The organism is Streptomyces sp. NPDC002588, assembly GCF_040295925.1.
Lineage (GTDB): Bacteria > Actinomycetota > Actinomycetes > Streptomycetales > Streptomycetaceae > Streptomyces.
Map to the genome: position 1 here is coordinate 282004 of NZ_JBEOWF010000002.1, position 25303 is coordinate 307306.

Consider the following 25303-nt stretch of genomic DNA (forward strand, 5'->3'; position numbering starts at 1 on the left):
GATCCCCACCGAGTTCCCGCCAGTTCCAGTGACCTGCGTCACACGATCTCCGGCCATGGCATGCTGGCCGGATGGCAACTCCCCGCCCCCGCCCGCCCCTTGCCGACCGCGTCGAGGAACTCCTCGCCCCCGGTGGCCCGTTGCCCATCGTCGCGGCCGGCGACCCGGTCCTGCGCTCGGGCACCGAGCCCTACGACGGTCAGCTCGACCCCGCGCTGCTGGCGCGGTTCGTGGCGGCGTTGCGCATCACCATGCACGCGGCGCCCGGCGTCGGTCTCGCCGCTCCGCAGGTCGGGGTGGACCTGCGGATCGCGGTGATCGAGGATCCGGCACCGGTGCCGGAGGAGGTGCGCCTCGCCCGCGGCCGGGTGCCGCAGCCGTTCCGGGTGCTCGTCAACCCGGCGTACGAGCCGGTCGGTCCGGCGCGTGCCGCGTTCTTCGAGGGCTGTCTGAGCGTTCCCGGCTACCAGGCGGTGGTCGCCCGGCCCGCCGAGGTGCGGCTGACGGGTGCGGACGAGCACGGGCGGGCGCTGGACGAGGTGTTCGCCGGGTGGCCCGCCCGGATCGTGCAGCACGAGACGGACCACCTCGACGGCGTGCTCTACCTCGACCGGGCCGAACCGCGCTCGCTCGCCGCCAACCAGGCCGTGCTGGAACGCTGGACCCAGCCGACGCCGATCGAGGCGGCGAAGACGCTGGGTTTCGAACTGCCGTAGCTCGCGGGTCAGTTGTCCCGAAACGCCTCCAGCAGGCGCAGCCACACCTCGCTGAGCGTCGGGTAGGAGGGGACCGCGTGCCAGAGGCGGGCGATCGGCACCTGGCCGACGACGGCGACGGTCGCGGAGTGGATCAGTTCCCCGACGCCCGGGCCGACGAAGGTGACACCGCGCAGGATCTCCTCCTCCAGGTCGACCACCATCCGGGCGCGGCCCTTGTAGCCCTCGGCGTACAGGCCCGCCCCGGCCACCGACGACATGTCGACGTCGACGGCCCGCACCCGGTACCCGGCCTGTTCGGCCTCCGCGAGGGAGAGGCCCACGGCGGCCGCCTCCGGGTCGGTGAAGACGACCTGGGGGACGCTCTGGTGGTCTGCCGTGGCGGCGTGCACGCTCCACGGGCCGGTCTGCGCCGGCGGGGTCCCGGTGGCGCGGGCGGCGATGGCGGCGCCGGCCACCCGGGCCTGGTACTTGCCCTGGTGGGTGAGGAGGGCACGGTGGTTGACGTCGCCGACCGCGTACAGCCAGTCGGTGCCGGTGACGCGCAGGCTGTCGTCGACACCGAGCCAGGAGCCCGGTGCCAGGTCGACCGTCTCCAGTCCGATGTCGTCGGTACGGGGGGCGCGGCCGATGGCGAAGAGGATCTCGTCGGCCTCGATGCGCTCACCCGTGTCGGTGACGACCACGACGGTGCCGTCGGAGCGGGTCACCGACCGCACCGAGGTGCCGGTCCGTACGTCCGCGCCGGCCTCGGTGAGCGACTCGGCGACCAGTTCGCCCGCGAACGGCTCCATCCGGTCGAGGAGGCCCTTGCCGCGGACGAGGACGGTGACCTGCGCGCCGAGGGCCTGGTAGAGGGTGGCCATCTCGGTGGCGACGACTCCGCCGCCGACCACGACGAGCCGGCCGGGCACGGCCTGGGCGCTGGTGGCCTCCCGGCTCGTCCAGGGCTTCACCTCGGCGAGTCCCGGCAGGTCGGGCAGCACGGCGCGGGTACCGGTGGCGACGACCACCGCGTGGCGGGCGGTGAGCACCCGCTCCCCCACGGTCACCGTGCGCGGCCCGGTCAGTCTTCCGTGGCCGCGGTAGAAGTCGGCGCCGATGCCGCTGAGCCAGTCGACCTGGCCGTCGTCCGTCCAGTCGCCGGTGAACCAGTTGCGGCGGGCGAAGACCGCCGCCGCGTCCAGGGGGCCCTGCACCGCCTGGCGCAGCCCGGGCAGGCGGCGCGCCTCGGCCCGGGCGATGACCGGGCGCAACAGGGCCTTGCTGGGCATACAGGCCCAGTACGAGCACTCGCCGCCGACCAGTTCGCTCTCCACGACCGCGGTGGTGAGGCCGGCCGCACGGGTGCGGTCGGCCACGTTCTCCCCCACGGGACCCGCCCCGAGCACCACGACGTCGTACGCGATGGTTTCCGATTCCGTCATGGGGTCAGTCTGGTGGGTGGTGTGCGGGGTGGCCACACGGGTAGGGGCGCGGAATACCCGGCCTGCCGCCCGCGTTGTGCGGACGGTCTCGCCCCCCACCAGGAAGAAGGTTTCAGGTCATGAGCAGCACCGTGGAGCTCACCAAGGAGAACTTCGACCAGACGGTCACGGACAACGACTTCGTCCTGATCGACTTCTGGGCGTCCTGGTGCGGGCCGTGCCGGCAGTTCGCCCCGGTCTACGAGAAGGCCGCGGAGGAGAACCCGGACCTGGTTTTCGGGAAGGTGGACACCGAGGCGCAGCCGGAGCTGGCCGCGGCCTTCGGTATCCAGTCCATCCCGACCCTGATGATCGTCCGCGAGCGGGTCGCGGTGTTCGCCCAGCCGGGCGCGCTGCCCGAGCCCGCGCTCGCGGACCTGATCGGGCAGGCCCGCAGGCTGGACATGGACGAGGTCCGCAAGTCGGTCGAGGAGCAGCAGGCCAAGGCCACCGACCAGGCCGACCGGTAGGGGTTCTCAGAAGGGGTACGGCGCCACGTCGCCGCGCACCGTCGTCCAGCGCACGTCGGTGAAGGCCTCCAGGTTGGCCTCGCCGCCGAAACGGGCGCCGGTGCCGGAGGCGGCGACCCCGCCGAAGGGCGCCACGGCCTCGTCGTTCACCGTCTGGTCGTTGATGTGGACGATGCCGGTCGGGATGCGTTCGGCGAGGTCCAGGCCGCGGGCGGAGTCACGGGTGACGATGCCCAGGGAGAGGCCGTAGGCGCTGTGGGCGGCCAGGGCGGCGGCCTCGTCGGGTGTGGTGAAGGGGCGTACCGGCGCCACGGGGCCGAAGACCTCCTCGGCGTACGCGGGGGTGCCGTCGTCGACTCCCGCGAGGACGGTCGGGCGGTAGAAGAGGTTCTCGTGGGTGCCGCCCGCGACGAGCTTGGCGCCGGAGGCCGTGCTGGCCTCCACCAGACCGTGCACCTTGGCGAGTTGGCCGCCGTCGATGAGCGGTCCGAGGTGGACCTGTGCGCGGTGCGGGTCGCCGACGGCCAGGGAGTCGGCCTTGGCCGCGAGCCGTTCCACGTACTCCTCGTAGAGGGAGGCGTGCACCAGGTGGCGGCCGGTGGTCATGCAGATCTGGCCCTGGTGGAAGAACGAGCCCCAGGCCGCGGTGGAGATCACCGCGTCGAGGTCGGCGTCCTCCAGCACGATCAGGGCGGAGTTGCCGCCGAGTTCGAGGTGGGCGCGCTTGAGGTGACGTCCGGCGGCCTCGCCGACCGCGCGTCCGGCCGCGGTGGAGCCGGTGAAGGAGATGACGGGCACCCGAGGGTCGGCGACCAGCGCGGCGCCCGCGTCGGCGCCGCCCGGCAGTACGTGCAGCAGGCCCTCGGGGAGGCCCGCCTCGGCGAAGACCGCGGCCAGGGCCAGACCGCCGCACACCGCGGTGCGCGGGTCGGGCTTGAGGACGACCGCGTTGCCGAGCGCGAGGGCGGGCGCCACGGAGCGGATGGACAGGATCAGCGGGGCGTTGAACGGGGAGATCACGCCGACCACGCCGACCGGGACCCGCCGGGTGTACGACAGCCTGGGCGCCTCGCTGGGCAGGACCTGGCCGGCCGGGCGGGAGGCGAGGGCGGCCGCCTCGTAGCACTCCTGGGCGGCGACGTGCAGCTCGAAGTCCGCCTTGCCCGGGATGGAGCCGGACTCGCGGACGATCCAGTCGCGCAGTTCCCCGGCGTGCGCGGCGAAGAGGTCACCGGCCTTGCGCAGCACTCCGGCACGGACGAAGTGCGGGAGGCGGGCCCACTCGGTCTGGGCGGCGCGGGCCGCTTCGGCGGCCGGGGCCACGTCCGTGGCGGAGGCCAGGACGACCGTACCGAGAGCCTCGCCGGTGGCGGGCTCGGTGACGGTGTGCCGGGGCCCCGTCAGGGCGCCGGACCGCTCGGTCTGCCAGGTCTGGGGGTCGAGCAGCGGCATGGTGGCTCTCCGATCGATGTCCCGCGGGACTCATGGCTCAGGAAGCACGAAAGTCCCATCTAGTTGAGCATGCAACATCCTAGTCATGTCGGAAGACGACCCGAAGCGTCTGCTCGGGATCGGCCTGATCGCCTCGGGAGGGCTCAACTCGAGTCTCTGCGCACCACGGTCGCACCGAGCAGCTCGTGCGACTCGGGTGCCGCACCCGGATTGCGCACCGCCCGGTCGATCAGGGAGGCGAGCTCGCGGCCGGAGGGCAGGGCCAGGCGGACGGTGCTGAGCCTGGGCCGCAGCAGCCGGCCGAGCATCAGGTCGTCGGCGCCGATGACGGCCGTGTCCTCGGGGATGCGCACCCCCTCGTCCTGCAGGGCCCGCATCAGCAGCATGGCGTACTCGTCGTTGTAGGCGAACACGCCGTCCAGGCCGAGGTCGGGCCAGCGGGCGGCGAGGGCGGCCGCCGACTCCTCCGTGTAGGCGAGGGGCAGTTCGGTGACGGTGGCGCCGGTGCCGTCCAGTGCCTCGCGGCAGCCGGCCAGCCGGGGCGCGGCGAAGATCTCCAGCCCTTGCTCCCCGGGGACGACGACCCCGATCCGGCGGCGCCCGCTGGCATGCAGGTGCGCGGCGGCGCTGCGGCCGACGCCCGCCTGGTCCAGGAGCAGCCCGTGGGCGCCCTCGACGGCCGTGGAGCTGAGGGTCACCACGGCCCGGGCGCCGGACCGCTTGAGGACGGCGACCCCCTCCGGGCCGATGCCGGGGGTGGGCATCAGGACGGCGACCGGGCGCAGTTCGGCCCAGGCACGGGCGGCGTCGTCGCCGCTCAGACCGGTGGCGCCGTACTGGACGACGGTGTAGTCGAGGCGGCTGAGGGCGCCCTGCACCTCGTGCACGAACTGGCTGTAGCGCGGGCCCGCCGGGACGGTGAGGGTCGGCATCAGGACCATCCGGCTGTGTCCGGCGCGCAGACTGCGGGCGGCCGCGTGCGGCACGTACCCGAGCTCCTTGGCGGCCTCGTGGACCCGGCGGCGGGTGGGTTCGCTGATGCGGACGGCGCTGGTGTTGTTCAGGACGTAGGAGACGGTCGCGCGCGAGACGCCGGCCAGGCGGGCCACGTCGGCGCTAGTGGGCACGGGGCGCGGCACCGGCGACTTCGTCGGCGCGGGCGTGTTCGGTATCTGCACCATGACGTAGGGCATCTTGGCAGAAACCGCGGGCCGGATTTCGGGCGGGGGGACTCCCGAATTTGCTGTAGCGTCAACGAAAGCGTTTGCGGCCGCTGTTGCGCAGGACGCTGCGACCCGTCCGTTCCCCCTCTTCGCGCCGGGCGGTCCGCCTGCTCGGCGCCGCCGCGCACCCGGCGGAGACCGGGGCCGCGCCGACCGTCTCGGCGCGCACGGGCACCTGTTCGCCGGTCAGCCCTGAGGAGCCGTCACCCGCCGCACCAGATCGGTCCATCCGTTCTCCAGCCGCTCCAGCGACACCCCGCACTGCCGGGTCAGATGGTGGACCAGAACCGGGTTGAGGGAGGCCAGCAGCGTGTGCGCGAGGAGGTCGTGGTCGGCACCGGGCAGCGCCTGACGCAGCAGCAGCACGACGTGGCTGTGGTGGACGCGGTGCGGGGGCACCGAGTACCGGCGCACCGGGTCGGCTTCGGCGGCCAGTTGGAGATCCAGTTCGTCGACGCAGCGCCGCAGCATGGCGATGCCGAACGCGCGCAGCCGCTCCACGGGCGGCGCGCCCGGTCCGAGCGGCGGCGGACCGCTCATGAACGCGGCCTGCGCCTTGCGCTCGGAGTGGTCCAGGAGCGCCGTGAGCAGACCGGTGCGGTCGCCGAAGCGGCGGAAGACGGTCCCCTTGCCCACGTTCGCCGCGGCGGCCACCGCTTCCATCGTGACCCCGGCCGCGCCGTGCTCGGCGATGAGGCGGCCGGCGGCGTCCAGCAGCCGGGCCCGGTTGCGGGCCGCGTCGGCGCGCAGGCACGGCTCGTCGGCGGCGGACCCGAGCTGCAGCAGCGCGGGCTCACCGATGCGCTCCTCGGGCTCCGGGCAGGGCGGCAGAAGGCTGGACATGAACTCAGCGTAAAGCACCGGGAAGGAAACTGGACCGCGGTCCGGTTAGAGTGCTACAACTTTAAACGGACCTCGGTCCGGATTGTAAACGCACTGTTTCAGCCCCCTTGGAGTACCCATGTCTGTCCGCATCCTCGCGCTCGTCGGCAGCCTCCGCGCCGGTTCGACCAACCGCCAGCTCGCCGAGGCGGCGGTGAAGGTCGCTCCCGAGGGCGCCGAGGTCGAGCTCTACGAGGGCCTGGCCGACGTCCCGTTCTACAACGAGGACCTCGACGTCGAGGGCAGCGTCCCGGCCGCCGCCGCCAAGCTGCGCGCGGCCGCCCAGGCCGCCGACGCCTTCCTGCTCTTCTCCCCCGAGTACAACGGCACCATCCCGGCCGTTCTGAAGAACGCCATCGACTGGCTGTCCCGCCCCTTCGGCGCCGGCGCCTTCGGCGGCAAGCCCGTCGCCGTGGTCGGCACCGCCTTCGGCCAGTTCGGCGGCGTGTGGGCGCAGGACGAGGCCCGCAAGGCCGTGGGCATCGCCGGCGGCAAGGTCATCGAGGACCTCAAGCTCTCCATCCCGGGTTCCCTGACCCGCTTCGCCGAGACCCACCCGGTCGACGACGCCGAGGTCGCCGCCCAGCTGACCGAGGTCGTGGCCCGACTGCACGGCCACGCCGGCGAGACCGCGGCCGCCTGAGCGCCGTAGCCGTCACACTCCGAAGGGGGTCCGGAGTCACTCCGGGCCCCCTTCGCCGTCGGCACCCGGGACGTCTCAGGCCGTCGCCCCGGACCGCTGTTCCTGTCGCCTGGCCGCCCTCAGACTGGTGAACGTCGTCACGGCGAGGACGAGCACGATGAAGCCGAGCGAGAACGGGATGCCGATCTCGGGGACGTGGACCCCCGACTCGTGCAGCGCGTGCAGCACCAGCTTCACGCCGATGAAGCCCAGGATGACCGACAGGCCGTAGCCGAGGTGCACCAGCTTCTTCAGCAGGCCGCCGATGAGGAAGTACAGCTGCCTGAGACCCATCAGCGCGAAGGCGTTGGCGGTGAACACGATGTACGGGTCCTCCGTCAGGCCGTAGATGGCCGGGATGGAGTCCAGGGCGAACAGCACGTCCGTGGAGCCGATCGCGAGCATCACGACCAGCATCGGGGTCATGACCCGCTTGCCGTTCCGCTCGATCCACAGCTTGGTGCCGTGGTAGCGGTCGGCCACCCCGAAACGCTTCTCCACCGACTTCAGGAGCTTGTTCTCCTCGTACTCCTCCTCGTGCCCGCCCTTCCCCGCGTCCTGGATCAGCTTCCACGCGGTCCAGATCAGAAAGGCGCCGAAGAGGTAGAACGCCCAGGAGAACGCGGAGATGATGGCCGCGCCGGCCGCGATGAACGCCGCGCGCAGCACCAGCGCCATCAGGACGCCCACCATCAGCACCCGCTGCTGGTACTGCGAGGGCACCGCGAACTTCCCCATGATCAGGACGAAGACGAAGAGGTTGTCCACACTCAGCGACTTCTCCGTGATGTACCCGGCGAAGAACTCGCCCGTCGGCCCGCCGCCCCCGAAGAGGAACACTCCCAGGCCGAACACACACGCCAGGACGACCCAGACGATCGTCCAGGTTCCGGCCTCTCTGACCGACACGTCGTGGGGTTTGCGGCCGATGAGGAAGTCGACGGCGACGAGTGCGCACAGGGCCGCTACAGTCAGCAGCCAGACGTTGAGGGAGACGTTCACCGGGATGCTCCTGGTGCGTGTGGGGGTGCGGACATCGTTGTCGCCCTCCGCGCCGCCGTTCCACCCCGCACAGGTGAACAAAAGGTCATGACCTGGCAAGACACCAGGTCATACGGCCTGCCACCCGCCGAACGGCGGGCAGGTTCCGCCGGACGGCGGCGCTCCGTAAGGTTGCCTGTGCGCGGATCATGGCCGCACGAGCCGCCCCGCCGAGGAGAAGCCATGGCCTTCGTCCCCCCGCCGTTCGACCCCGAACTCGCCGCCGCCCTGGAACTGATCAGGGAGATGATCCAGCCCGGCATGACCCCGGACGACATCGAGACCGCCCGCCAGGGTCCGGGCATCCAGCTGCTGGCCCAGCTGGACCTGACGGCGGGCGGTGCCCTCGAGGTCGAGGACCGGACCGTGCCGGGGCCCGAGGGCGCCCCCGAGATCTCGCTGCTGATCTGCCGCCCGACCTCGCCGGCCCCGGACCGGCCGCGTCCGGTCGTCTACCACGTGCACGGCGGCGGCATGGTCCTGGGCAACAACCGGGTCGGCGTGGACCTGGCCCTGGACTGGGCGCGGGAGCTGGACCTGGTCGTGGTGTCGGTGGAGTACCGCCTCGCGCCCGAGCACCCGCACCCGGCACCCGTCGAGGACGTGTACGCCGGTCTGCTGTGGACGGCGGAGCACGCCAAGGAACTGGGCGCGGACCCGGAGCGGATCGTGATCGCCGGTGGCAGCGCGGGCGGCGGGCTCACCGCCGCGCTCGCCCTGCTGCTGCGCGACCGCGGCGGTCCGCAACCGATCGGCCAGCTGCTGATGTGCCCGATGCTGGACGACCGCAACGACACACCCTCCTCGCACCAGATGGCGGGCCTCGGGGTCTGGGACCGGACGGCCAACGAGACCGGCTGGACGGCGCTGCTCGGGTCGGCGCGGGGCGGCCCGGACGTCTCCCCGTACGCGGCGCCCGCCCGCGCCGAGGACCTCTCCGGCCTGCCCCCGGCCTTCCTCGACGTGGGCTCCGCCGAGACCTTCCGGGACGAGGCCGTCGCCTACGCCTCCCGGATCTGGCAGGCCGGCGGGGTGGCCGAACTGCACGTCTGGCCGGGTGGCTTCCACGGCTTCGACGGCTTCGCCCCGCAGGCCGCGCTCTCCAGGACGGCCCGGGCCGCCCAGCTGAACTGGCTGCGCAGGCTCCTCGCCGAGTAGTCCTACGGCGACCTCCGCGGTTCCGCGACCGGGCCGCCCGGCTCATGGTGACGAGCCGGACGGCCCGTCGGCGTGCGCGCCGGCGGCCGGTTTCCGGCGGAACCGACGGGGCGGGCCCTCCTCACCGGCGGGGCCGTGGCGCATGATGGGCCCATGAAAGAGCTGGCGGGGCGCCTGACCGCGCTGGACCCGGACGCCGGTGCCGCCGTGCGGGTCATCGCCTACTTCGACGGGCTCGCGGAGGCGCGGGCCGGCGTGGAGTCGCTGGTGCGCGGGGCCGCCGTGCTCGCCGGGGTGCCCGCGCGGCTGGTCGACGCGGACCGGCGGGTGCGGATCCGGGTCGAGGAGGACGGCACCCGGCGGGACTCCGACCTGCCGCCGGATCCCGAGTGGCCGTCCGCCGCGCTGACCCCGGACGGTGCGCCCGCCCTCTGGCTGGAACGCGCCGGTGCGGCGCCGAGCGTGGTCGACGCGGTGATCCTGGAGCGGGCCGCCGGCGCGGTACGCCTCGTCCTCGACCGCACCCGCGGCCGGGCCCCGCTGGACGACCCCGCCCTGGTCGAGACGCTGCTGGACGCCACGGCAGCCGAACCGGCCCGGCTGCACGCCGCCCGCAAGCTCGGCCTCGACCCCCTCGCCCCGGCCCGCGCCCTGGCCACCCCGGCCGGACGCCCCCGGGTCGTGCCCGCCTCCGCGGAGACGCCCGGCACCGAATCCGCGGTCCGGACCGGCGTCGGCCCCGCCGTCCCCGTGCTGGAGCTGCCCCGGTCCTGGGCGGCCGCCCGGACCGCGTTGCGGTTCACGGCCGAGGGCGGCCCGCACGATCCCGGTCCCCGGGTGGTGTACGCCGACGAGCTCGGCGGGATCGCGTCGCTGGCCGAACTGGTCGTGGCGGGGGCCGAGCCGCCGCCCGACGTCCGGGCGGTGGAGGAGGCCGCCGCGGACGCCCCGTGGCTGCTCGCCACGCTGTACGCCGTCACCGCGACGGCGAGTATGCGGGCGGCGGCCGCGGAGGCGAACGTCCACCACTCCACGCTCCAGGACCGGCTGGCGCACGCCGAACACCTGCTGGGCTGGCCGGTGCGCACACCTCAGGGCCGGCTGCGGCTGCACCTCGCGCTGACGATGCGGCGACTGGCAAGGCCGTAGGGGCGGGACCGCACGGGAAGGGCGTTCAACCGATCGGTTGAACGGGGTTTCCACCGGACGCGTGTCGTCCGCTCCGTCCGGACGACGCGGGCCGGACGCCGGGCCCGGCAGACTCGGCGTCGACCGTGGCGCCCGGTCCCCTCCCCCTCCTCCGTGCTCCAGAGAGGTACTCGCACCATGGCCAGCTTCCCCAGCAGAAGGCGTCTCCTCGCGACCGGTGCCGGCGCCGCCCTCGGTGCCGGCGCTCTCGGCGCGTCGCCCGCCTCGGCGTCCCCCGCCTCCGCCGCACGGTCGTACGGCGCCGAGGAGACCCGGACGCTCGACGAGCTGTACCGGGCCGCGCTCGCGGAAGGGGGCAGGCTCGTCGTCTACGCAGGCGGGGACACCCCGACCCAGCAGGACGGCACCAGGGCCGCCTTCCTCAAGGCCTTCCCGGACATCGACCTGAAGCTGATCGTGGACTACAGCAAGTACCACGACGTCCGCGTGGACAACCAGCTCGCCACCGGCACCCTCGTCCCGGACGTCGTACAGCTGCAGACCGTGCAGGACTTCGTCCGCTGGAAGTCGCAGGGACGGCTGCTGCACTACAGGCCGGCCGGGTTCGGGAAGGTCCACGACACGTTCAAGGACCCGCAGGGTGCCTGGGTCGCCGTCGCCGCGATCGCGTTCAGCTTCATGTACGGGCCGGACGCCGTCGGCCCGGCCGCGCCGCGCACCCCGCTGGATCTGCTCGACGCGCGGTGGAAGGGGAAGATCGCCTCCTCCTTCCCGCACGACGACGACGCGGTCCTCTTCCTCTACTCGCTGTACGTCAAGCACTACGGCTGGGACTGGGCGGCGCGTCTCGCCGCCCAGGACGTGCGGTTCGCGCGTGGCAGCAACTCGCCCGGTGACGCCGTGCGCGCCGGGCAGTACGCCATCGGCGTCGGCGGCTCCGGCGCACCCCTGGCGTCCGGCCCCGTGAAGTGGGTGCTCCCGGACAGCGCCCCGTTCATGGCCTGGGGCCAGCGGGCGGCGATCCTGAAGGCGGCGAGGAACACCGCGGCCGCCAAGCTCTACCTCAACTGGCAGTTGTCCACGGCCGTCCAGCAGAACTCCTTCAACGGCTGGTCGGTGCGCACCGACATCACTCCCCCGGCCGGTCTGAAGCCGGTCTGGGAGTACCGCCACGCCAACATCGACGGCTTCCCGCGGTTCATGTCCGACCGTGCCGAGGTGGAGCGGCTGAAGCAGACGTTCGCGCTGTACTTCGGCGAGGTGAAGGGCGACCCGACGCCCGGCTTCCTCGGGCTGCACCCGGGCGCCTGACCGGGCGGGGACCGCCCTCACACGGTCCCTACAGCCGGCGGATAGACTCGGACCCCCTGTTCGAACGGATCATCGTCCAAGGGGATCTGCCGTGTCCGAGCGCCCTCCCGTCCACCTCTCCGCGCGGGCGGCCCGCGGGCGCCGGCCGGCCACCGACCTCCTCGCCCATCTGACGTTCTTCGTCGTCGTGGGCGCCGGTCTGGTCCGGCTGGTGCAGCTCAGGACCGGGCTGTGCTGGGACATCGTGGGCGTCAGCGGGCTGCTGGCGCTGGTGTACGCGGGCGGCCTCGCGGCCGGGGCACGGCTCGGCCGGATCGGCGGACATCTGTGGGTGGCGGCGCTGATGGCGCTGTGGACCGCGCTGGTCGTCCTCGCTCCCGCGTCGCTCACCTCCGCCTATGTGTGGTGCGCGGTGCCGCTGGCCTGCGCGGCGCTGCGGGTGCTCGGCCGGCGGGCCGCCGCAACGGCGGTGGCCGCCCTGTCGGTCGTCCTGTCCGGGCAACTCGTCCGCAGTGCTGGGCAGTTCGATCCGGAGCTGGTGCTGATCCCGGTGGCGGCCGTGTGGGGCACCGTCGCCCTCTACCGGGCCCAGCAGCGCGACGCGGCGGAACGGCTGCGGCTGGTCGGGGAGTTGCGGGGCACCCGCGACGTCCTGGCCCGGCGGCAGCGGCAGGCCGGGGTGCTGGCCGAGCGGGCCCGGATCGCCCGGGACCTGCACGACACGCTGGCCCAGGAACTCTCGGGCGGGGTGATGCTGTTGCAGGCCGCCGACCGTGACTGGGACACGCGTCCGGACATGGCCCGCACCCGGATGCGGGCGGTCGCGGACGGGCTGCACGCCAATCTGGCCGAGACCCGCAGGATCATCCGCGATCTGACGCCGTCCGCCGTGGACGAGGCGGGTCTCGAGGAGGCGCTGCGGATGCTGTGCGCCCGGGCCGAGGCGGAGGGTGCGGCGGCGCGGGTGCGGTTCCGCTCGGCGGGCGTGGGCCGCCCGGCCCTCGACGGGCAGGCGGCGGCGACCCTGTTCCGGGTGGCGCAGAGCACGCTGGCCAACGTCCGTGAGCATGCGCGGGCGGTGAACGTCGTGGTCACGTTGCACGGGTACGCGGACCGGACGGAGCTCGAAGTGCGGGACGACGGCAGGGGGTTCGAGCCCGGCCGGGCCGGCGTGCCGTCGCGGACCGCGCGGGGGCTCGGCATTCCGGCCGCCCGGGCGCGGCTGCGCGAGTGCGGCGGCGACCTCGACGTCGGCAGCGTGCCGGGGCGCGGGACGCGGGTGCGGGCGACCGTGCCCGCGCAGGCTCCGAGCCGTCCGGCCGCCGGGGTGGCCGCCCGGTGAGCGGGACACCGCTCAGGCTGCTGGTGGCGGACGACCACGCCGTCGTACGGGCGGGGCTGCGGGCACTGCTGGAGGGGGAGCCGGATCTCGAGGTGGCCGGGGAGGCGGGGTCCGGGGAGGAGGCGGTGCGGCTCGCGGCCCGGCTGGGGGTGGACGTGGTGCTGATGGACCTGCGGTTCGGGGGCGGCCGCGGCATCGACGGGATCGAGGCGGTGCGCCGGCTCGCGGCCGAGGCGCCCGGGATGCCGGTGGTGATGCTGACGAGCTACTCGGGCCGGGCCGACGTGGTGCGCGCGCTGGAGGCGGGGGCCCGGGGATATGTGCTGAAGGCGGGGCCGCCGCAGGAGCTGTTCACGGCGGTGCGCGGCGCCGCGGCCGGCGGGCTCGGGCTCGCGTCGGAGCTCGTGGGCGAGCTGGTCGGCCAGGGCCCGGCTCCCGAGGGGGAGTTGAGCGGGCGGGAGGTGGAGGTGGTGCGGCTGCTGGCGGAGGGGCTGAGCAACCGGGCCATCGCCGAGGCGCTGTTCCTGAGCGAGGCGACCGTCAAGACGCATCTGGTGCGGGTCTACCGCAAGCTGGGCGCGGACAACCGGGCGGCGGCGGTGTCGGAGGCGGTGCGCAGGGGGCTGCTGGACCTCGAGTAGGAGTCGGGGCCCGGGGAGCACGGAGGGGGCGAACCGTGCGGTCGCCCCCTCCGGTCGCTCAGACCTTGGCCTGTTCGGGCGCGGCGGTCTGGCCGGTGGTGTCCTCGGCCGCCGCGGCGCGGGCGGCGGGGATGACCGCCGCGATGGCCGCGGAGACGAGGGCGAGGCCGCCGCCGACGAGGAGCGCGGTGCGGAAGCCGTCCTCGGAGGCGAAGGTGTAGCCGCCCATGGTCGTGGTCATCTGGGAGAGGATCACTCCGATGACGGCGGAGCCGACCGAGGTGCCGAGCGAGCGCATCAGGGTGTTGAAGGCGTTGGCGGCGGCCGTCTCGGTCAGCGGCACCGAGCTCATGATCAGGGCGGGCATGGCGCCGTAGGCGAGGCCCACGCCGCCGCTGGTGATGAGGTTGACCACCATGACGCCCCAGGCGGAGCCCATCAGTGCCTGGGAGACGAAGTAGCCGACGGCCAGCACCAGGGCGCCGCAGACCAGGGTGAACTTCGGGCCGCGGGCGTTGGTGAGCTTTCCGCCGAGCGGGGAGACCAGCATCATCATCAGGCCGCCGGGGGCCATCCACAGGCCGGCCGCGAGCATCGACTGGCCGAGGCCGTAGCCGGTGGCCGCCGGGAACTGCAGCAGCTGCGGCATCACCAGCATGCTCGCGTACATGCCGAAGCCGATGAAGACCGAGGCGAGGTTGGTGAGGAGGACGCGGGGGCGGGCCGTGGTGCGCAGGTCGATCAGCGGGTCGGTGGTGCGCACCTCCCAGGCGCCCCAGCCGACGAGGGCCACGACGGCGGCGGCGAACAGGCCGAGCGTGCTGCCGGAGGCCCAGCCCCAGTCGGCACCCTTGGAGACGCCGAGCAGCAGGCAGACCAGGCCGACGCCGAGGCCGACGGCGCCGGGCAGGTCGAAGCGCTGGCCCTTGGCGCCGGCGGGGACGTCCGGGACGAGGGTGAAGATCAGGACGGCGACGACGGCGGCCAGGGCGGCGGAGCCCCAGAACAGGGCGCGCCAGTTCGCGTACTGGGCGACCGCGGCGGCCAGCGGCAGGCCGATGGCGCCGCCGATGCCCATGGAGGCGCTGACCAGCGCGATGGAGCCGCTGAGCTTCTCGGCCGGTACGACGTCCCGCAGCAGCGCGATGCCGAGGGGCACCATGCCCATGCCCATGCCCTGCAGTCCGCGGCCGACGATCATCGTCACCACGTCGGAGGCGAAGGCGCACACGACGGAGCCGACGATCAGCGGCACGGAGCAGGCGAGCAGCATCCGGCGCTTGCCCACCAGGTCGCCGAGGCGGCCGACGACGGGTACGCAGACGGCGGCCACCAGCAGGGTGACCGTGATCACCCAGGCCGCGTTCGAGGACGAGGTGTCCAGGATCTGCGGCAGCTCGGCTATCAGAGGCGTGACCAGGGTCTGCATGATCGCCGCCGTGGTGCCGGCGAAGGCCAGCGTGGCGATCACGGCACCCGAGCGGGCCGTGGGCTGAGGGGCTGGGGCGCCCATGGGGGACTCCTCGGAGAAAGTGTGCAAGGAACGAAGTGCGGGAGCAGAGGACGAAGCGCGGGAGCAGGAAACGATGTACGCGAGGATGTGCATCGTACATGCCATATGTATCAAGCACATGGCATGGCCCATACACACCCGTATGCCAGGATGGGCCCATGGAGACGCCCACCCATGAGGTCGAGTACGAGCAGATGCTGCTCAGCCGTCACACGTTCCTGAACCAGCGGGGCGGCCGCCGCAAGAACAGCCTCATGGAGCGCAGCGCCTACATCCTGCTCAGCCGGATCCAGGTCCAGGGGCCGATGTCGATCGGGGAACTCAGCGAGGCCTTCGGCCTGGACGCCTCCACCCTGAACCGGCAGACCGCGGCGGCGATGCGGGCGGGTTTCATCGAGCGCATCCCCGACCCCGAGGGCGGGATGGCCCGCAAGTTCCGTCTCACCGAAGAGGGGATGCGCCTGCTGGACGCGGAACGGGAGGGGATCGTCGAGATCCTGGACCAGGTGATGCACGACTGGCCGGACGACGACGTCGCCGCCTTCGCGGGCTACCTGCGGCGGTTCAACAACGGCATCGAGGCCATCGGCGGCCGCCCCTGGCCGCGCCCGTAGCGCGCCCTACGACGCCGGGCGCGCCGTACGCGCGAGCCGGAAGCCGACGTCGTCCACCCGGAACGTCGGGTGGCTGCGCCGCCGCACGGACGCCCGGCAGCTCCAGTGCTCGTCGAACCAGCCGCCGCCGCGCAGGACGCGGTAGGTGCCGTACACCTCGGCGTCGTAGACGTCCCAGCACCACTCCCAGACGTTGCCGAGCATGTCGTACAGGCCCCAGGGGTTGGGGAGTTTGGCGCCGACCTCCTGGGGCCGTTCGCCGGAGTTCTCCCGGTACCAGGCGATGTCGTCGAGCGGGCCGTAGCGCGGTCCTTCGGTGCCGGCGCGGCAGGCGTGCTCCCATTCGGCCTCGGTGGGCAGCCGGTATCCGTCGGCCGAGGTGTCCCAGGCGACGGTCTCGCCGTCGGCCCCCGTGCGGTACGCGGGGGTGAGACCGGCGCGCAGGGACAGGGCGTTGCAGAAGTGCACCGCGTCCCACCAGGAGACGCCCTCGACGGGCAGCCGGCCCTCCCCGGCGGCGTGCGGGGGCGCGCCGGTGACGCGCGCGTACAGGTCCCGTGTGACGGGGTGGGTCCCGATCCGGCAGGCCGCCACCTCCACCGCCCACGTACGCCGTGTGCGCCGGTCCGACAGGGTCACCTCCCCCGGCAGTACGTGGATCATCTCCTGCTCCGGTGCCAAGTCCATGCCGGAGATGATCTCACCCTCGCGCCCCGGGGCGCCGGGTGAAGTCCCGTTCACGGAAGGGCGGCCCGGGGCATGCTCGCTCCCGGGGCATGTGTCACCGTACGGCGCCCCGCAGGGTGTTCGAGGGATGCGACAAGACCGGACCACAGGGGGGAAGACCGTGGGGTGGACGACCGAGCAGTTCGGGGAGTCCCACGAGGGCATCGCGGGGGCGGTGCTCGCCGAGGGGGACGAGCCCAAGCCGGTGTACCTGGACTTCGGCGGCGCCGACAGCGGCGTGGAGACCGGCGAGTGGTGGGCCTACGACGGTCTCGCGGGCCGGCCCCGGGCGGCCGGGTTCCGCGCGGCCTGTGCGTGCGGCTGGCGCGGGGAGCCGTACCCGATCGACTGGGCGGAGGAGGTGAGCGGCCGCCGGCCCGACCCCGACACCGGCGACGCGTACCGTGACTGGAGCGAGCACATCCGGGCCGTGGAACGCCGGACCGTGCCTCTGCCGGACGAACTCACCCATCTGCTGGACGTGTTGGAGGACCAGTTGGCCGCGCTGGTCGAGCAGGCCCCGGTCGCCGCGCTCCGGGCCGCGACCGCGCTGGAGCGCCTCACCGCCGACATCGCCCAGGAGGCGGCCTACGCGATCCAGGAGGACGAGGTGTCGTGGGAGCGGATCGGCACGGCCCTGGGGGTGAGTCCCGCCAGGGCCGAGTCGCTGCTCACGCACTACCTGCTGCGCCCCTGACACCGCTGGTCCCGGGCACCGGACGGGGGCCCGCCGACACGCCCGGCCGCGGCGTTGTCGCCGGTCAGGTCCGGCTCACCCGGGGCCCGCTCGCCCGGGCTGGTCGGTCGCCGCTGCCGCCCTGCGCCCCGATCCGCCGGACGGGCCCCGGCCCGGTGCCGTCTCAGCCGCCGACGTAGGCCGCGAGATGCTCGCCGGTGAGGGTGGAGCGGGCGGCGACCAGGTCGGCGGGGGTGCCCTCGAAGACGACGCGGCCTCCGTCGTGGCCGGCGCCGGGGCCGAGGTCGACGATCCAGTCGGCGTGCGCCATGACCGCCGGGTGGTGCTCGACGACGATGACGGACTTGCCGGAGTCGACGAGCCGGTCCAGCAGGCCGAGCAGTTGCTCGACGTCGGCGAGGTGGAGGCCGGTGGTCGGCTCGTCGAGGACGAGCACGCCGCCCTTGTCCGCCATGTGCGTGGCCAGCTTCAGCCGCTGGCGTTCGCCGCCGGACAGCGTGGTGAGCGGCTGGCCGAGGCTGAGGTAGCCGAGCCCGACGTCGGACAGCCGGCCGAGGATGCGGTGCGCGGCCGGGGTGCGCGCCTCGCCGTCGCCGAAGAACTCCTCGGCCTCGGCCACCGACATCGCGAGCACCTCGCTGATGTCGCGGCCACCGAGGTGGTGGTCGAGGACCGACGCCTCGAACCGCTTCCCCTCGCAGTCCTCGCAGGTGCTGGCGACCCCGGCCATCATCGCCAGGTCCGTGTAGACGACGCCCGCGCCGTTGCAGGTGGGGCAGGCGCCCTCGGAGTTGGCGCTGAACAACGCCGGTTTCACGCCGTTGGCCTTGGCGAACGCGGTCCGGATCGGGTCGAGCAGTCCGGTGTACGTCGCCGGGTTGCTCCGCCTGGAGCCGCGGATGGGCGTCTGGTCGACCGACACCACGCCCGCCCCGGCGGGGATGGAGCCGTGGACCAGCGAGCTCTTGCCGGAGCCCGCGACGCCGGTGATCACGCACAGCACGCCGACCGGGATGTCGACGTCGACGTCGCGCAGGTTGTGCGCCGTGGCGCCGCGGATCTCCAGCGCGCCGGTGGGCGTTCGCACGGTCTCCTTGAGGGCGGCCCGGTCGTCCAGGTGGCGGCCGGTGACGGTGTCGCCCGCCCGCAGCCCTTCCACGGTGCCCTCGAAGCAGACGGTGCCGCCCCCCGTGCCGGCGCCGGGGCCGAGGTCGACGACGTGGTCGGCGATGGCGATCGTCTGCGGTTTGTGCTCCACGACGAGCACCGTGTTGCCCTTGTCGCGCAGCCGCAGCAGCAGTTCGTTCATCCGCTGGATGTCGTGCGGGTGCAGGCCGGCGGTGGGCTCGTCGAAGACATAGGTGACGTCGGTGAGCGAGGAGCCGAGATGGCGGATCATCTTCACGCGCTGTGCCTCGCCGCCGGACAGGGTGCCCGCCGGCCGGTCGAGCGCGAGATAGCCGAGACCGATCTCGCCGAAGGAGTCCAGGGTCCCCCCCAGCGCGGTGAGCAGCGGCGCCACCGACGGCTCGCGCAGTGCGCGGACCCAGTCGGCCAGGTCGCTGATCTGCATCGCGCAGGCGTCGGCGATGCTGATCCCCTTGATCTTCGACTCCCGGGCGCCTTCGCTGAGCCGGGTGCCGTCGCACTCGGGGCAGGTGGTGAAGGTGACCGCCCGCTCCACGAACTCGCGGATGTGCGCCTGCATCGCCTCCTTGTCCTTGGAGAGCATCGACTTCTGGATCCGCGGGATCAGCCCTTCGTAGGTCATGTTGATGCCCGCGATCTTCATCCGGGTCGGCTCGCGGTGCAGGAAGTCGTGCAGCTCCTTCTTCGTGTATCCGCGGATCGGCTTGTCCGGGTCGAAGAAGCCGGACTCGACGTAGAGCCGGGAGTTCCAGCCGCCGCCCTTGTAGCCGGGGACGGTGATCGCGCCCTCGGCGAGCGACTTGGAGTCGTCGTAGAGCTGGGTGAGGTCGATGTCGGAGACCGCGCCCCGGCCTTCGCAGCGCGGGCACATGCCGCCGGTGCGGTTGAAGGTGGCCTTGACCGCCTTCTTGGCGCCGCGTTCGACGGTGATCGCGCCGCTCGCCCGGACCGAGGGGACGTTGAAGGCGTACGCGCTGGGCGGGCCGATGTGCGGTGTGCCGAGCCGGCTGAAGAGGATCCGCAGCAACGCGTTGGTGTCGGTGGCGGTGCCGACGGTGGAGCGGGGGTCGGCCCCCATCCGCTGCTGGTCGACGATGATCGCGGTGGTCAGCCCTTCGAGGACGTCGACCTCGGGCCGCGCCAGCGTCGGCATGAAGCCCTGCACGAAGGCGCTGTAGGTCTCGTTGATCAGCCGCTGCGACTCGGCGGCGACGGTGTCGAACACAAGCGAGCTCTTGCCCGAGCCGGAGACACCGGTGAAGACCGTCAGCCTGCGCTTGGGGATCTCGATGCTGACGTCCTTGAGGTTGTTCACGCGCGCGCCGTGCACCCGGATCAGATCGTGGCTGTCGGCCCTGTGCGCCTCGGTGGTGCCCGTGTCCGTCCTCGTGGCCCTGCTCATCGTCTCTCCATCCTCCGGAGCTCGCTCTCCATAGCCCCACACGCTACGGGCCCGGGATCACGTTCGGCTTCTCCGATCCTGATCGTTCCCCGCCGGGCCGACCCGTCGCCCGTCCCCGCCCCGCTCGGGCGTGCCGCGGCTGACCGTGGTCGGGTTGAAGCAGCTTCAGCCGGGGCGTTCGTGCGCCGTGGCGTCTGGCTGGTACAACTGTCGGCAGCACATGGGTTTGTGTCTTGACGGACGTCATTGTGACCGCTGACACTCGTCCCATGGATGTGACCGGTCACAAGAGCTCCGATGGCCGCTCCGGCCCCGGACAGGAGCCACGCAAGGCCGCCAGCATTCGCGACGTCGCCCAGGCGGCGGGCGTCTCCTACCAGACAGTTTCGCGGGTCATCAACGGTCACCCCAACGTCCGCGAGGAGACCCGCCGGCGGGTCGAGGCAGCCATCCAGACGCTGGGATTCCGGCGCAACGCCACCGCGTTCGCACTGGCCAGCGGCGTGACCCGGTCCATCACCGTACTGACGTCGAACACGACCCTCTACGGCTACGCGGCCACCCTGCAGGGCCTGGAGGAAGCGGCCCGGGCCGCGGGCTACTCGCTCGGCATGAAGGTGCTGACGCCCGAGGAGGACCTGGACCGCACGATCTCGTCGGCCATGGCCGAGGGCGGCGCACTGATGGTCATCGGCTTCGACCGGCTCGGCGCCGCGGCACTGAGCCGGGTTCCGGCGGACGTACCGTGCGCCGCGGTCGTCGAAGCGCCGTCGCACGGCCGGACCCCTCCCCGGCCGGCCGTGTGGGCCGACGACCGTGAGGCGGCCCGCGCCGCCACCGCGCACCTCCTTCAGCTCGGCCACCGGACGGTTCACTACGTCGCGATCCCCACGTCCGGGGGCACCCGCCGCTCGGAGGGGCCGCGTGCCCAGGGCTGGCGGAGCGCGCTGGAGGCGGCCGGCATCACCCCGCCCGAACCCCACGGCGGCAAGGGCTGGGACGCGCGGGCCGGGTACGACGAGGGGCGCGGGCTCGCCGAGGACCCGGGTGTCACCGCGATCCTGTGCGGCAACGACGACCTGGCGCTGGGCGTACTGCGCGCCCTGCATCACGCCGGGCGGTCCGTGCCGGGAGACGTCGGCGTCATCGGCTTCGACGACGCCCCGCACGCGGGCTTCCTCACCCCCTCCCTGACCACCGTCCGCATGGACTTCCAGGGGCTGGGCCGCGACGCCTTCGGCCTCCTGCGCGGCCAGTTGGAGAGCGACTTCCAGCCGCTCGCTCCGACCTTCGCCGGCACCGACCTGATCATCCGCGAAAGCTGCGGCGGCACCGGCGCCTGAACCGGTGCCGCGGCAGCCGCCAGGTGACCGTGACGACCGATCTCGACCCGGGCGGCCACGTCGTGCGGGAAGCCGCACGCGGGCCGCCTCACCACGGCCCCGCGCGAGGGCGCCTCCCGGAAGCCCTCCGCCTGACGGCCGCGACCGCCGCACGGCAGTCCGCTCATGGCCGGCCCCCGGCTGTCCGTTCAGCCGGCGAGCGCGGCATCACGTGCTCAGGCCAGTTCGCCGCGCAGGATGCTGTAGCGCACGCCGTCACGCCACTGCCCGTCGCGGAAGGCGATGCTGCGCATCAGGCCCTCGCGGCTGAACCCGACCTTCTCCAGGGCGCGTTGTTCGGCGATGTTCTCCGCTTCGGTGTCCGCCTCGATCCGTACGACCGTGGTGTGCGCGAAGAGGTACCGGACCAACTGCCGCTGCGCCTCTGTCCCGACACCCCGCCCGCGGGTCTCCGGCAGCAGGCAGATCCCCATGTTCCAGTAGGACGTGGTCCGGGTCGGCGTGATCTTCCGCCAGGCGACGAACCCCAGTCTCTCCCCGCCGCGAACCACCATCAGATGCCCGCTGTCGTCGCCGAGCAGGCCGTTCTGCGCCCATTGGCGGCGCCAGCGCCCCGGGTCCCACCAGCCGGACCACTGGAAAGGCGCGGTGGTCGCGGGGTCGTTGAGGAACAGTTCCATGACGGGCAGGTCGTCCTCGGCCACGGGGCGCAACGCGACATCGTCGATGCTCATATGTGCCACCCTACGACCCGGCCCAACCGGGATGAGGTGGCCGCGAAAGTGTCCAACTCGCCTACTCGGCACAGGAGTTCGAGGTCGGGTCCGCACCGACAGGTGCCGCCGATGCGGCGCCGGGACGTCCTCCGGCGCCGCATCGGCGGAACCCGCCCTCCGTGCCCCGGCACGGCAGCCGGCCGGGCACGGCCCCGTTCAGGCCCAGGCGGTCACCGGCACGAACGAGCTGTCCTGCCGGAACAGGTCCGTGCCGTCCGACACGGCCACGGTCAGCTGGTAGTTGTAGTGCCGCAGGTAGTAGCCGGGGTAGTTGTACGACTCGAAGCGGACCGAGCCGCTCGCCGTGCCCGTGCGGGCGATGAACGTGGCGTCCCTGGCGAACGTGGACGTGCCGTCGTTCGCGTCGAACCGGGCGCGGAAGTCGTAGTGGCGCAGGTAGTTGCCGGAGGCGTCACGGAACGAGTAGCCGCCCGAGTCGGCGAGGCCGGCGACGACCGTGAAGGTGGCCGCCTGCTTCTCGGCGGTGGTGCTGGAACTGCTGACCACCGGGAGGTTGAGGAGGGCGGACTGCTCCTGCCAGTAGCGGGTGGTGTAGTTGACGGACCGGAAGGAGCGGGTCGCGTTCTTCGTGATGCTCGGCCCGCCGGACACGGTCTCCTTGATGACGGTGAAGTGGCGGGCCGTGCCCGAGACCGCGGGCAGGGCCTTGGGCGCGCTCCAGGTGGCGAAGGTGTCGTAGCTGTCGCTGTAGTAGTAATTGCCGTCGCCGTAGCCGTCGAAGAAGATCCGCCAGGCGCCGTTGTCGAGCTGGATCACCGACGGGCCCTCGCGGTAGCTGCCCCAGCCCGCCCAGTCGCCCGTCCTGGAGATCGTGTACGGGCCGGTGAGGCTGCTCGCGGTGGCGTACTCGATGTACTTCGCCGTCTCGTTCTTGGTGAACGCGTGGTAGGTCGACCCTGCCTTCACGATGCAGGTGTCGATGTGGTTGGAGCCGATGCCCGACAGGGCCACCGGTGAACTCCACGTTGTCAGCGCCGAGTTGGTGGCCTTCAGCAGATACGGGGTGAAGATCCACTCGTCGCTGGTCAGCGAGCAGGAGACGATGACGTTGACACTGCCGTCGCTGTCGACGAACCACTCCGGCGCCCAGGCACGGGAGAGGCCGGTGATCGGGACCGTGTAGTCGTACAGGAAGGTCCAGTTGACCCGGTCGGAGCTGCGGGCGAAGCCGATCGTGGTGCTGACGTCCTGCCAGGTGTGGGTGGTGTAGGTCAGGTAGTAGTAGCCGTTGGTGTGCTTGAAGATGCTCGCGTCGCGGATGCGGTTGCTCGGCGGGGTGTACGCGGAGGACTGCACCAGACGGAAGTCGGTGGCGTCGTCGGACTGGTAGACGTTGACCGTGCCGTCGTCGCTGTTGAGGAACGGCACGATGGTGTACCGGGTGGCGTAGCCGCTCGCGGGGGCGGCGGCCGCGGCCGTGCCGAGCAGCCCGGGTGCTTCGCCCAGCACCAGGGCCGAGACCGGCAGGGCGGCCATCGCCCGGAGCAGGGCGCGACGGGACGGGGTGGGGGGATGTGTGGTCACGGGCGGCTCTCCCTGGGACTCGTACAACGGACCGGTACAACGGCGTACGTCCGAAACTTCGAACTCGGTTCGAGAAGTCGAGCAGAAGGTAGAGGTGAGGCAGGTGCACGTCAATGGTTCACACACGACTGGCCGACACCTGTGCGAAACCTGTACAGCGCCACCGGTCCGGGAGTTACTCTCCGGTAGACATCGTGTACCGGAGGTGGTCCCGCCATGACGCTCGACCGTGCCCAGGGCCTGGCCGAGTCAGCCCGCGCCCTGGCCGCCGGGGAGGTGACCAGCCGTCTTCTCGTCGAGCGGGCCCTGGCCCGGATCGAGGCCACGCAGGACACCCTCAACGCCTTCCGGATCGTCCGCGCCGAGGCCGCGCTCGCCGAAGCCGACGCCGCGGACCGGGAGTTGGCGGCGGGCGGACGCGGGCCGCTGCTGGGGGTGCCGGTCGCCGTCAAGGACGACATGGACGTGGCCGGCGAACCGACCGCCTTCGGCTGCCCGGGCGCGCATCCGGCGGCCGCCGAGGACGGAGAGGCGGTACGGCGGCTGCGCGCGGCCGGCGCGGTGATCGTCGGCAAGACCAACACCTGCGAGTTCGGCCAGTGGCCGTTCACCGAGGGCCCGGCCTTCGGCGCGACCCGCAACCCGTGGAGCCCCGGGCACACGCCGGGCGGCTCCTCCGGCGGTTCGGCGGCCGCGGTGGCGGCGGGTCTGGTGCCGGCGGCGCTCGGCTCGGACGGCGCCGGTTCGGTCCGCATCCCGGCCTCCTGGACACATCTCGTCGGCGTCAAGCCGCAGCGCGGCCGCATCTCGACCTGGCCGCGCGGCGAGTCCTTCCACGGCATCACCGTCAACGGCACGCTGGCCCGGACGGTGGGGGACGCGGCACTGCTCCTCGACGCGGCGAGCGGGAACCACGACCGCGACCCGCACCGGCCGGCCGCCGTCGACGCCTCGGCCGCGGTGGGCCGCGATCCCGGCCGGCTGCGGATCGCGCTCTCCCTCAAGCCGCCGTTCACCGCGGTACCCGCGCGCCTGACGCCCGAAGTGCGCGCCCGGGTCGTCGAACTCGCCTCGAAACTGGCCGACTTGGGACATGACGTGGAGGAGGCCGACCCGCCCTACGGGCAGATCGGGCTCACCTTCGTGCCCCGGGCGACCGCGGGCATCGCCGAACGGGTGGCCGAGGCACCGTTCCCCGCGCTGCTCGACCGGCGCACCCACGGCGCCGCCCGGCTCGGCCGGCTGCTCGGCGGCGCCCCGCTCAGGGCGGCCCGGCGCGCGGAGGCGGCCCTGCACCGTCGTATCGGCGGCTTCTTCACGTCGTACGACGTGGTCCTCGCCCCGACGACGGCCGCTCCCCCGCCGCTCGTCGGCGCGATGCTGCACCTGAGCGGGTTCGCCACCGACCGCGCGATGATCGCCGCCTGCCCCTACGCCTGGCCGTGGAACGTGCTGGGCTGGCCCGGCGTCAACGTCCCCGCGGGCTTCACGCCCGACGGTCTGCCCGTCGGCGCCCAACTGCTCGGCCCGGCCGACAGCGAGCCCCTGCTGCTCTCCCTCGCCGCCCAGTTGGAGGCGGAGCTGCGCTGGCACGAACACTGGCCCGGGCCGCTCGTCGCGGACTCCCCGGCCGCATAACCTGCCCGTACCCTGTGACCATGGACGATGCGTCGATGATCGGGCTGATGGGGCGGGTCACCGGGACGGTCGGGCCCGGGCTCGTCGGCGAGGTGATCGTCCGGGTGCGGGGCGGGGCCGAGCACTTCCTCGCCTACGCGGCGAACGGCACGGGCAGGATCGAGCGCGGCACGGTGGTGATGGTGGTGGAGTACCTGCCGCCGAGGACCGTCTACGTCACGGAGGCGTACGACAGTTGAGCCCGCCTCACCCCAGGTGAGAGCTCTTCGTCCAGGTATGCGTCAAGATTGCAACAAGGATTCGTCAGCGTCTTCAACCCGGGTCCGCCGAGGCGCACACTCCCTTCGTTCGGTGCCGAAAGGGCACC

Annotated in this window: 23 protein-coding genes; 13 read left to right on the forward strand and 10 right to left on the reverse strand. The window is 72.8% G+C overall.

Annotation, left to right across the window (positions count from 1 at the left end; translation table 11 throughout):
• The first annotated feature begins 71 nt into the window (after positions 1-71).
• Positions 72-716 carry a peptide deformylase gene (locus tag ABT057_RS03975; RefSeq protein ID WP_352340829.1) on the forward strand — a complete coding sequence of 215 codons (645 nt, stop codon included), beginning with the start codon at positions 72-74 and terminating at the stop codon, positions 714-716.
• Between the two features lie 8 nt (positions 717-724).
• Here the strand turns inward: ABT057_RS03975 and ABT057_RS03980 are convergent, their stop codons facing one another.
• Positions 725-2143: a dihydrolipoyl dehydrogenase family protein gene (locus ABT057_RS03980; RefSeq protein ID WP_352340830.1), complete on the reverse strand. Its 1419-nt coding sequence runs from the start codon at positions 2141-2143 to the stop codon at positions 725-727.
• A gap of 119 nt (positions 2144-2262) precedes the next feature.
• On the opposite strand from ABT057_RS03980, the gene trxA reads away from it, so the two are divergent.
• Entirely contained in the window at positions 2263-2652 is a 390-nt protein-coding gene (gene trxA / locus ABT057_RS03985; protein ID WP_352340831.1) for a thioredoxin, read from the forward strand.
• Positions 2653-2658: 6 nt separating this feature from the next.
• On the opposite strand, the gene ABT057_RS03990 is transcribed toward trxA, so the two are convergent.
• From ABT057_RS03990 to ABT057_RS04000, 3 genes are all read right to left on the reverse strand, one after another.
• Positions 2659-4104, reverse strand: a complete 1446-nt coding sequence (locus ABT057_RS03990; protein WP_352340832.1) for a benzaldehyde dehydrogenase — start codon at positions 4102-4104, stop codon at positions 2659-2661.
• A 143-nt stretch (positions 4105-4247) separates the two neighbouring features.
• Positions 4248-5285, reverse strand: coding sequence for a LacI family DNA-binding transcriptional regulator (locus ABT057_RS03995; protein WP_352340833.1), 1038 nt, complete (start codon positions 5283-5285; stop codon positions 4248-4250).
• A gap of 228 nt (positions 5286-5513) precedes the next feature.
• Entirely contained in the window at positions 5514-6170 is a 657-nt protein-coding gene (locus ABT057_RS04000; protein WP_352340834.1) for a TetR/AcrR family transcriptional regulator, read from the reverse strand.
• A 118-nt stretch (positions 6171-6288) separates the two neighbouring features.
• Here ABT057_RS04000 and ABT057_RS04005 point away from each other — a divergent pair, with 118 nt between their 5' ends.
• Positions 6289-6852, forward strand: a complete 564-nt coding sequence (locus tag ABT057_RS04005; protein ID WP_352340835.1) for an NADPH-dependent FMN reductase — start codon at positions 6289-6291, stop codon at positions 6850-6852.
• Between the two features lie 75 nt (positions 6853-6927).
• Here the strand turns inward: ABT057_RS04005 and ABT057_RS04010 are convergent, their stop codons facing one another.
• The gene (locus ABT057_RS04010) at positions 6928-7893 is read right to left on the reverse strand and encodes a TerC family protein (protein ID WP_352340836.1); all 966 of its coding nucleotides are present in this window, start codon (positions 7891-7893) and stop codon (positions 6928-6930) included.
• A gap of 222 nt (positions 7894-8115) precedes the next feature.
• Between ABT057_RS04010 and ABT057_RS04015 the strand changes: the two genes are divergently transcribed.
• From ABT057_RS04015 to ABT057_RS04035, 5 genes are all read left to right on the forward strand, one after another.
• Positions 8116-9090 carry an alpha/beta hydrolase gene (locus ABT057_RS04015; protein WP_352340837.1) on the forward strand — a complete coding sequence of 325 codons (975 nt, stop codon included), beginning with the start codon at positions 8116-8118 and terminating at the stop codon, positions 9088-9090.
• 153 nt (positions 9091-9243) lie between these two features.
• Positions 9244-10239: a helix-turn-helix domain-containing protein gene (locus ABT057_RS04020; RefSeq protein WP_352340838.1), complete on the forward strand. Its 996-nt coding sequence runs from the start codon at positions 9244-9246 to the stop codon at positions 10237-10239.
• Positions 10240-10416: 177 nt separating this feature from the next.
• Complete coding sequence (locus ABT057_RS04025; protein ID WP_352340839.1) at positions 10417-11550, forward strand: ABC transporter substrate-binding protein; 1134 nt, start codon at positions 10417-10419, stop codon at positions 11548-11550.
• A gap of 91 nt (positions 11551-11641) precedes the next feature.
• Positions 11642-12892 (forward strand): sensor histidine kinase, encoded by a 1251-nt coding sequence (locus ABT057_RS04030; protein ID WP_352340840.1) that lies wholly within the window; start codon positions 11642-11644, stop codon positions 12890-12892.
• Positions 12889-13533, forward strand: coding sequence for a response regulator transcription factor (locus tag ABT057_RS04035; RefSeq protein WP_352340841.1), 645 nt, complete (start codon positions 12889-12891; stop codon positions 13531-13533). The genes ABT057_RS04030 and ABT057_RS04035 overlap by 4 nt, the downstream gene beginning before the upstream one ends.
• Positions 13534-13591: 58 nt before the next feature.
• Here the strand turns inward: ABT057_RS04035 and ABT057_RS04040 are convergent, their stop codons facing one another.
• Positions 13592-15178 (reverse strand): MFS transporter, encoded by a 1587-nt coding sequence (locus tag ABT057_RS04040; protein WP_502973768.1) that lies wholly within the window; start codon positions 15176-15178, stop codon positions 13592-13594.
• A gap of 26 nt (positions 15179-15204) precedes the next feature.
• Here ABT057_RS04040 and ABT057_RS04045 point away from each other — a divergent pair, with 26 nt between their 5' ends.
• Complete coding sequence (locus ABT057_RS04045) at positions 15205-15660, forward strand: MarR family winged helix-turn-helix transcriptional regulator (RefSeq protein ID WP_352340843.1); 456 nt, start codon at positions 15205-15207, stop codon at positions 15658-15660.
• Between the two features lie 6 nt (positions 15661-15666).
• Here ABT057_RS04045 and ABT057_RS04050 read toward each other — a convergent pair whose 3' ends face one another.
• Complete coding sequence (locus ABT057_RS04050) at positions 15667-16347, reverse strand: formylglycine-generating enzyme family protein (protein ID WP_352340844.1); 681 nt, start codon at positions 16345-16347, stop codon at positions 15667-15669.
• Positions 16348-16507: 160 nt separating this feature from the next.
• Here ABT057_RS04050 and ABT057_RS04055 point away from each other — a divergent pair, with 160 nt between their 5' ends.
• On the forward strand, positions 16508-17083 hold the full coding sequence (locus tag ABT057_RS04055; RefSeq protein ID WP_352340845.1) for a hypothetical protein: 576 nt from the start codon (positions 16508-16510) through the stop codon (positions 17081-17083).
• Between the two features lie 163 nt (positions 17084-17246).
• On the opposite strand, the gene ABT057_RS04060 is transcribed toward ABT057_RS04055, so the two are convergent.
• A complete protein-coding gene (locus ABT057_RS04060; protein WP_352340846.1) occupies positions 17247-19634 on the reverse strand; it encodes an ATP-binding cassette domain-containing protein in 2388 nt (795 codons plus the stop codon).
• 269 nt (positions 19635-19903) lie between these two features.
• On the opposite strand from ABT057_RS04060, the gene ABT057_RS04065 reads away from it, so the two are divergent.
• Positions 19904-20977 carry a LacI family DNA-binding transcriptional regulator gene (locus ABT057_RS04065; RefSeq protein ID WP_352340847.1) on the forward strand — a complete coding sequence of 358 codons (1074 nt, stop codon included), beginning with the start codon at positions 19904-19906 and terminating at the stop codon, positions 20975-20977.
• Between the two features lie 215 nt (positions 20978-21192).
• Here the strand turns inward: ABT057_RS04065 and ABT057_RS04070 are convergent, their stop codons facing one another.
• Together ABT057_RS04070 and ABT057_RS04075 are read right to left on the reverse strand one after the other, a co-directional pair.
• On the reverse strand, positions 21193-21711 hold the full coding sequence (locus ABT057_RS04070; RefSeq protein ID WP_352340848.1) for a GNAT family N-acetyltransferase: 519 nt from the start codon (positions 21709-21711) through the stop codon (positions 21193-21195).
• A 198-nt stretch (positions 21712-21909) separates the two neighbouring features.
• A complete protein-coding gene (locus tag ABT057_RS04075) occupies positions 21910-23298 on the reverse strand; it encodes a glycoside hydrolase family 43 protein (RefSeq protein WP_352340849.1) in 1389 nt (462 codons plus the stop codon).
• A 216-nt stretch (positions 23299-23514) separates the two neighbouring features.
• On the opposite strand from ABT057_RS04075, the gene ABT057_RS04080 reads away from it, so the two are divergent.
• Positions 23515-24936, forward strand: coding sequence for an amidase (locus tag ABT057_RS04080; protein ID WP_352340850.1), 1422 nt, complete (start codon positions 23515-23517; stop codon positions 24934-24936).
• Between the two features lie 20 nt (positions 24937-24956).
• Positions 24957-25175 carry an NfeD C-terminal domain-containing protein gene (locus tag ABT057_RS04085; protein WP_352340851.1) on the forward strand — a complete coding sequence of 73 codons (219 nt, stop codon included), beginning with the start codon at positions 24957-24959 and terminating at the stop codon, positions 25173-25175.
• The last annotated feature ends 128 nt before the right edge of the window (positions 25176-25303 follow it).